Consider the following 6342-nt stretch of genomic DNA (forward strand, 5'->3'; position numbering starts at 1 on the left):
AAGGCCGGCCGCGTGATCCGGTTCTTCGAACGCAACTTACGGCACTGGAAGGGCGAGTGGGCCGGTCAGGCGCTCAAGCTGCAGCCGTGGCAGCAGTTTGTGCTGTGGGTGATCTTCGGATGGCGGCGTGCCGACGGCATGAGGCGGTTCCGGCGCGTGTGGCTCGAAGTCGGCCGGAAGAACGGGAAAACACTGCTCGCGGCCGGCCTCGGCCTCTACCTCATGGACCCCGACGGCGAGCCAGGGGCCGAGATCTTCGCAACCGCCACCAAGCTCTCGCAAGTGAGCCGGTATGTCATGCGTGACGCGTGGGAAATGAGCCGGCAATCAGATCTACTGCGCGACCGTATCGAGTGCACCCGCACCATCGAGGGGGGGCCGGTGCACCTCGTGTGTGAGGCGCGGAAGAGCACCTTCACGGCTCTTTCGTCCGAGTCCAGCACCTTTGACGCGCTCAACGTGCATGGCGCGATCCTCGACGAGATGCACGAGCATCGGACGATGACGGCGTACGAGAAGCTCGAAACCGGGATGGGTGCGCGGCGGCAGCCGATGCTCATCGTCGTCACCACCGCCGGCGATGACACACCCGAGACGCCGTACGCCAAGTTACATGACTACGCGGTCAACGTGCTCGAAGGCTTCGCCTCGGGGTTCGACGATGACGCGCTCGCCGTGTTCATCTTTGCACTCGACGAAGACGACGATCCGTTTGATTCCGACGTGTGGGAAAAGGCCAACCCGAACCTCGGCGTCAGTGTGAAGCGCGAGTACCTCGCCGAGCAGGCACAGAAGGCCGAGAACGACGGCGCATTCATGCCGAGTTTCCTGCGCTACCACTGCAACCGCCGAGCTGCCGCTGCGGCACGCGCGATCGCGCCGGAGCACTGGGACGCGTGTGCCGAGGCCATCGACTGGAGCGAGTACGACGGCGCCACGTGCTACGGCGGGATCGACCTCTCGAGCACCCAAGATCTCACCTCGGTGGCGCTGTGCTTCGTTCGCGGGGACGGCGGGATCGTCTACCGATGGTGGAATTTTCTGCCGATCGAGCTGCTGGCTGAGAACAGCCGCCGCGATCTCGTGCCGTACGCCGATTGGGCGGCGCAAGGCCACCTACTGACGACACCAGGCAACCAGATCGATGACCGTGCGATCGCCGCGCTCGTGCTCGAGCTCAGCGAGCGGTATCACGTGGCGCAGTGGGCGGTGGACCCGTGGCACGCCGTGCAGCTCGCCAACAGGCTGCAGGAAGTCGGCATCACCGTCGTCAAGTTCACGCAGGACTTGCCGAGCTTCGGCGCGCCGGTGATGCACTTTCTGGACGAGGTCCGGGCCGGCGCCATGCGCCACGACGGCAACCCGCTCGTGCGGTGGTGTGCGCTCAACGCCGTGACGAAGGAGGACGCGCACGGCAACCGGAAGTTCCACAAGGCCGCGAGTCGCAAGCGCATCGACCCGATTGTCGCGGCGACGATGGCGCGTGGCCGAGCGCTCGTGCTCGACACCGGCGCGGCCGTGGTGGCGCTGTACGAGTCCGAAGGGCTGACGGTACTGTGATGCGGCCGTTTGACTGGTTCGATCTGTTGACGGTGGGCGGCCTCGGCATGGTGTTCGTCGGTCTCTGGTGGCTCATGCCGGCGGCGGCGCTCATCGTCGTCGGTGTCGTGGTCTTTCTCGCCGGCGTCCGTGGTGAGGCTGGCAATCGGAGGGCTCGCTGATGGGCCGATTCGCGCAGGTTTTTCGAGCCGCGGTGGACGCCGACTTGCTGCGCGGCGATCGTGGGTGGACATCCGTCGGCAGCGTTGGGCCGTTCGTTGCCGGCGCGAGCACCGCCTCGGGCCGGACGGTGACGTTCGACAACGCGCTACGTAACAGCGCCGTGTGGCGCGCCGTCGTTCTCAAGAGCAGCCTGCTCGGCATGTTTCCGTGCCGCGTCTACCAAGAGCTGCCGAACGGCAGCCGGCGGCTCGCGAGCGAGCACCCGAACACGCGGCTGCTGCACTGGCGGCCGAACCCGTGGCAAACGCCGTACCAGTTTCGGGCGATGGTCGAGGGGCACCGGATCACGAGGGGCAATGCGTACGTGGCGATCATCCGCGATCGAGGCGGCACCGTGCGTAGTCTTGTGCCGCTGCACCCGGATCGCGTGCGCGTCGTCACTGACGACCAGGGCATGCCGCGGTATGACGTGGCGATGCGCACCGGCGAGCGGCCGGTGAGACTCGGGTGGATGGAATGCCTGCATCTCACCGGGCCGAGCCTCGAGGGCTTCATCGGCCTTTCGCCGATCGAGCACGCGGCTGAGGCGATCGGCATCGCGCAGGCCGGCGAGGAGTACGCCGCGCGCGTCTACAGCTCGGGCGGTGCGCAGCGTGGTGCGCTCGTCCACAAGGGGCCGGCACTGTCGGACGCGGCCAAGGCGCGGCTCAAAGAGGCGTGGCAGGCCGCCTACGGGCCGAACAGCGAGGCGCACCGCGTCGCCGTGCTCGAGGAAGATCTCGACTGGAAGACGCTCGGCGTGACGCCAGAGCAGGCGCAGAGCCTCGAGAGCCGCCAGCACCAGGTCATCGACATCGGCCGATACTGGGGCATCCCGCCGTGGTTACTCTTTGAGCACTCTAAAGATACATCGTGGGGCTCAGGAATAGAGCAGACAAACCAAGCCTTTCTCTTGTATTGCATGCAACCTGACTTGATCAACTGGGAACAACGGATGCTGCTGGATCTGTTCGACGAGTCCGAGATCGAGGCCGGCTACTACCCGGAGTTCACCGTCGAGGTGTTGCTACGCGGCGACATGGCGGCGCGTGGCGCGTTCTACCGAGTCATGCGCGAGATCGGCGCCTACAGCGTCGACGACATCCTCGCCAAAGAAAACCTACCGCTGGTCGGCGGGGCTGGAGGCAGCGAGCGTTGCCGGCCGGCCAACTGGGTGCCGATCGGTACCCCTGCCGGCGCAGGAGGGAACAATGAGTGAGCGACCTATCCTCAGCATTGACGAGCTGGCGCGGCGCTGCCACGCGGCACGCGCGCAGGCCGAGAGCATCCCGGCTGCCGGCAGCTTCGCCGTGCGCGCGGCGATGACGGCGGCAATCGAGCCGCCGGTCGACGGCTCGCGACGCATGATCTTCGTCCTGCGCTCGGGCGAGGACACCGATCGCAACGGCTACCGCACGAACCCCGGCGGCTGGCGGACTGAGAACTACATGCGGAACCCCGTCGTGCTGTGGGCGCACGATCAGACGAGCCTGCCCGTGGCGCGCTGCACCCGGCTGTGGACGGACGGTGACATGCTGCTCGCCGAGGCCGAGTTCACGCCGGAGGGCATGCTGCGCTTCAACGACAGCGTTTTCGAGCTGCTCGCCGGCGGCTTTCTCAACGCCGTCTCATGCGGCTGGGTGCCGATCGACTACGAGTTCGTCGAGCTCGAAGATGGCGGGTGGGAAATCGCGTTCAAAGAGCAGGATCTCATCGAGTTTTCGATTGTTCCGGTGCCGGCCGACCCCGGTGCGCTGCGCGTCGCCGCGGCGCGCGGCCTCGATGTGGGTCCGGTGCGTGCGTGGGCGCAGAAGCTGCTCGGCGAGCCGCGGTACATCATCACTGCTGACGGCGTCGACGCCGGCGGTCGCGCTGCTGCCGCGATCCGCAGGCAGTTCGAGGAGTTTTACCCTGGCGCCAAGGCGCTCGTCGTGCCGGCCGGGATGACGATCACCGCGCTACCCGGCACCTACGCGCCACCCATACCGACGATGACAGCCGGCGAGCTGGCGGCCGAGGTTGCCGCCATCACCGCCGGCGTGGATGATGCCGACACGGCGAGCACAGACGCCGCCGCGTCTACCACAGAGGTCACCTCTGCCGGCCTCCCGCTCGACTGGTATAGGGTCCAGCTCGAGCTCGCAAAGGCGGAGCAGGAGAAATCATGAACCAGAAAATTCTGGCGTTGCAAAAGGCCAGGGCCGCCGCCGTCGCCAAGATGGAGCGGACGTTCGCGGCTGCCGAGGCTGAGAACCGGCCACCGACGGCCGAAGAGCATGCTGCGTTCGTCGCGGCGAGGGGCGAGCTCGAGAGCGTCAAGGCGCAGATCGAGGCGGCTGAGGTCATGGCGGCCGAGCGTGCCGAGCTCGCGAGCATCCCGGCCACCGCTGTGGCCGAGCTCGGTGTCGAGGCGAGTGCCTCGCCGCGCGTCACCGTGGGGCAGGACAACCGCGAGCGTGCGCCGTGGGGGCCGACCCCACAGGCGGCGTTCGGCGCCTTCATGCAGGCCGTTCACCGCGCCGAGCCGCGCGTGGCCGGCATCGTCGATCCGCGGCTGAGGCCGCTCACTGCGGCGCCGGCTGGCAGCAACGAGGGCCAGGGTTCCGAGGGCGGCTTCCTGTTGGCGCCGCAGGCCGTCGGGCTCGTTGACAAGATCGCGTTCGAGTCCTCGCAGCTCGCACAGCGGTGCTTCGCGATCGAGGTCGGCGACGGCTTCAACGGCGCCGAGGTCGACATCATCGACGAGACCTCTCGCGTGACTGGCTCGCGGTGGGGTGGCGTGCAGGTGTACCACGCCGCCGAGGGTGCGACTGTGGCGTCGAGCATGCCGAAGGTCTCGAAGGTCGCCATGCGGCTTGAGAAGATCATGGGCCTCTGGTACGTGTCCGACGAGCAGCTTGCCGACAGCTCGTTGCTTGCATCGATCGGGCCGCGGGCGTTCGGCGAAGAGCTGGCGTTCCAGGTCGACGAGGACATTTTTGACGGCAGCGGTGCCGGCATGGCGCTCGGCGTGCTGCGCTCGGGGGCGCTCGTCCAGGTGCCGAAGGAAACCGGGCAGGCCGCGGCGACCATCGAGGCGGCGAACCTGCGGAAGATGCGCGCGCGCATCCCGGCTGGCGATCGGCTGAACACCATCATCACCATGCACGCCGACGCCGAGGCTGAGTTGCTGGCCGTCCACGAGAAGATCGGCACCGCCGGCGAGCTCGTGTACATCCCGGCTGGCCGCTACAGCGACGAACCGTTTGGGCGGCTGTGGGGCATGCCGGTGATCGTCACCGAGCACAACAAGAAGCTCGGCGACCTCGGTGACGTGGTGGCGATGAACCTGCAGCGCTACTACCTCATCCGCAAGGGTGGCGTTGGCGTCGCGTCGTCTGTGCACGTCCGATTCATCTACGACGAGACTGCGTTCCGCTTCACCGCGCGTGTCAACGGCTGTCCGATGCTGCGCTCGGCGATCACGCCGGCGCAGGGAACCAACACCGTGTCGCCGTTCGTCGCGCTGGCTGAGCGGAAGTAAGGGGGGCAGCATGAACCAGTTCTCCAATCCTTTGGGTTCCGTGATCGACATCATCCCGGGGTTTGTGCCGGTGGACATGCAGACCGCGACAAACACCGGTGATGGGATCTGTCTCAAAAACTGCGCCGGTGTGCTCGTCGTTGCCTTCAAGGGTGCCGGCACCGCTGGCGACGACCCTAAGTACACGATCTATCAGCAGCGCAACGTCGGCAACACCGACGGTGGCGCCAAGGCGCTCAACGTCATCGAGACCGTGTGGAAGAAGCAGGGCACCTTGACGGCTGTCGGCACGTGGACGAAGGAGACGCAGACCGCTGACGACGACTACCAGGCGGACGCTACCTCGGCGGAGTCTCAGGCTGTGTACGCGTTCTGGGTGCCGTCGTCCGCGCTTGACCATGCAGATGGCTACGACTGCATCCGTGTCGACTGCGCGGACGTTGGCACCCATGCTCAACTTGGGTGCCTGCTCTACATCCTCGCAGGGCTGCGGTACCCGACGGCGCCGGAGAGCCTGCCGTCGGCCATTGTTGACTGACCGTGATTGCCGGGGAGGTTTATCCTCCCCGGCGCCTCGAAGGGGGCAATCATGAGTGGACTGCACTCAAAGTGGGACTCGCAAAACCTCATTTTCTTCAATCGCAAGGCGTACGGCGGCTTTTACATCGGTGAGTTTGCATCGACCGATCAGGGCGCCGGCCTAGCGCTGTCGAGTGTGCGCACTGCGGCGTTCCGGGTGTACGCCGACGACGGCGGCACCGCGCTGACGGCTGGTGCCTACCGCGCTGCAGTCGCGCGTATGCTCTGGGGTACCAAGGTATCGTCAGGTGACATCTCGGTGTACGGCCTTCAGGGCCAGCTCAAGATCACCGGCGACCAGGCCGCGGCAACCGGCATTGCCGGCGGCACGTGGGGCTATCTTGAGCTCGCGAGCGGCGGCAAGGTCAACATCGGTGGCGGTGTCGTCTCGCAGGTCGACGTGCCGAGTGGCGCGACGATCAATACCGTGGCGGCGTGTTACCTCGCCAAGGCGAACACCTTGGCCGGCACGCACACTG

Annotated in this window: 7 protein-coding genes; all 7 read left to right on the forward strand. The window is 66.6% G+C overall.

Translation table 11 applies throughout. The features are described from left to right. On the forward strand, window positions 1-1560 hold a 1560-nt coding region (locus tag GX466_08375; protein NLH94209.1), incomplete at its 5' end, for a terminase large subunit. Next, on the forward strand, window positions 1560-1721 hold the full coding sequence (locus tag GX466_08380; GenBank protein ID NLH94210.1) for a hypothetical protein: 162 nt from the start codon (window positions 1560-1562) through the stop codon (window positions 1719-1721). The genes GX466_08375 and GX466_08380, both read left to right, overlap by 1 nt. Further along, window positions 1721-2980 carry a phage portal protein gene (locus GX466_08385; GenBank protein ID NLH94211.1) on the forward strand — a complete coding sequence of 420 codons (1260 nt, stop codon included), beginning with the start codon at window positions 1721-1723 and terminating at the stop codon, window positions 2978-2980. The genes GX466_08380 and GX466_08385 overlap by 1 nt, the downstream gene beginning before the upstream one ends. Beyond that, entirely contained in the window at window positions 2973-3929 is a 957-nt protein-coding gene (locus tag GX466_08390) for a hypothetical protein (GenBank protein ID NLH94212.1), read from the forward strand. Before GX466_08385 ends, GX466_08390 begins: the two co-directional genes overlap by 8 nt. Continuing rightward, on the forward strand, window positions 3926-5284 hold the full coding sequence (locus GX466_08395) for a phage major capsid protein (GenBank protein NLH94213.1): 1359 nt from the start codon (window positions 3926-3928) through the stop codon (window positions 5282-5284). The genes GX466_08390 and GX466_08395 overlap by 4 nt, the downstream gene beginning before the upstream one ends. A gap of 10 nt (window positions 5285-5294) precedes the next feature. Further along, window positions 5295-5822: a hypothetical protein gene (locus GX466_08400; GenBank protein NLH94214.1), complete on the forward strand. Its 528-nt coding sequence runs from the start codon at window positions 5295-5297 to the stop codon at window positions 5820-5822. A gap of 51 nt (window positions 5823-5873) precedes the next feature. Further along, window positions 5874-6342 (forward strand): hypothetical protein (locus tag GX466_08405; protein NLH94215.1); only part of this gene is annotated, 469 nt, incomplete at its 3' end.

Source organism: Candidatus Cloacimonadota bacterium (genome assembly GCA_012516855.1).
In the GTDB taxonomy this organism is placed as follows: domain Bacteria; phylum Cloacimonadota; class Cloacimonadia; order Cloacimonadales; family Cloacimonadaceae; genus Syntrophosphaera.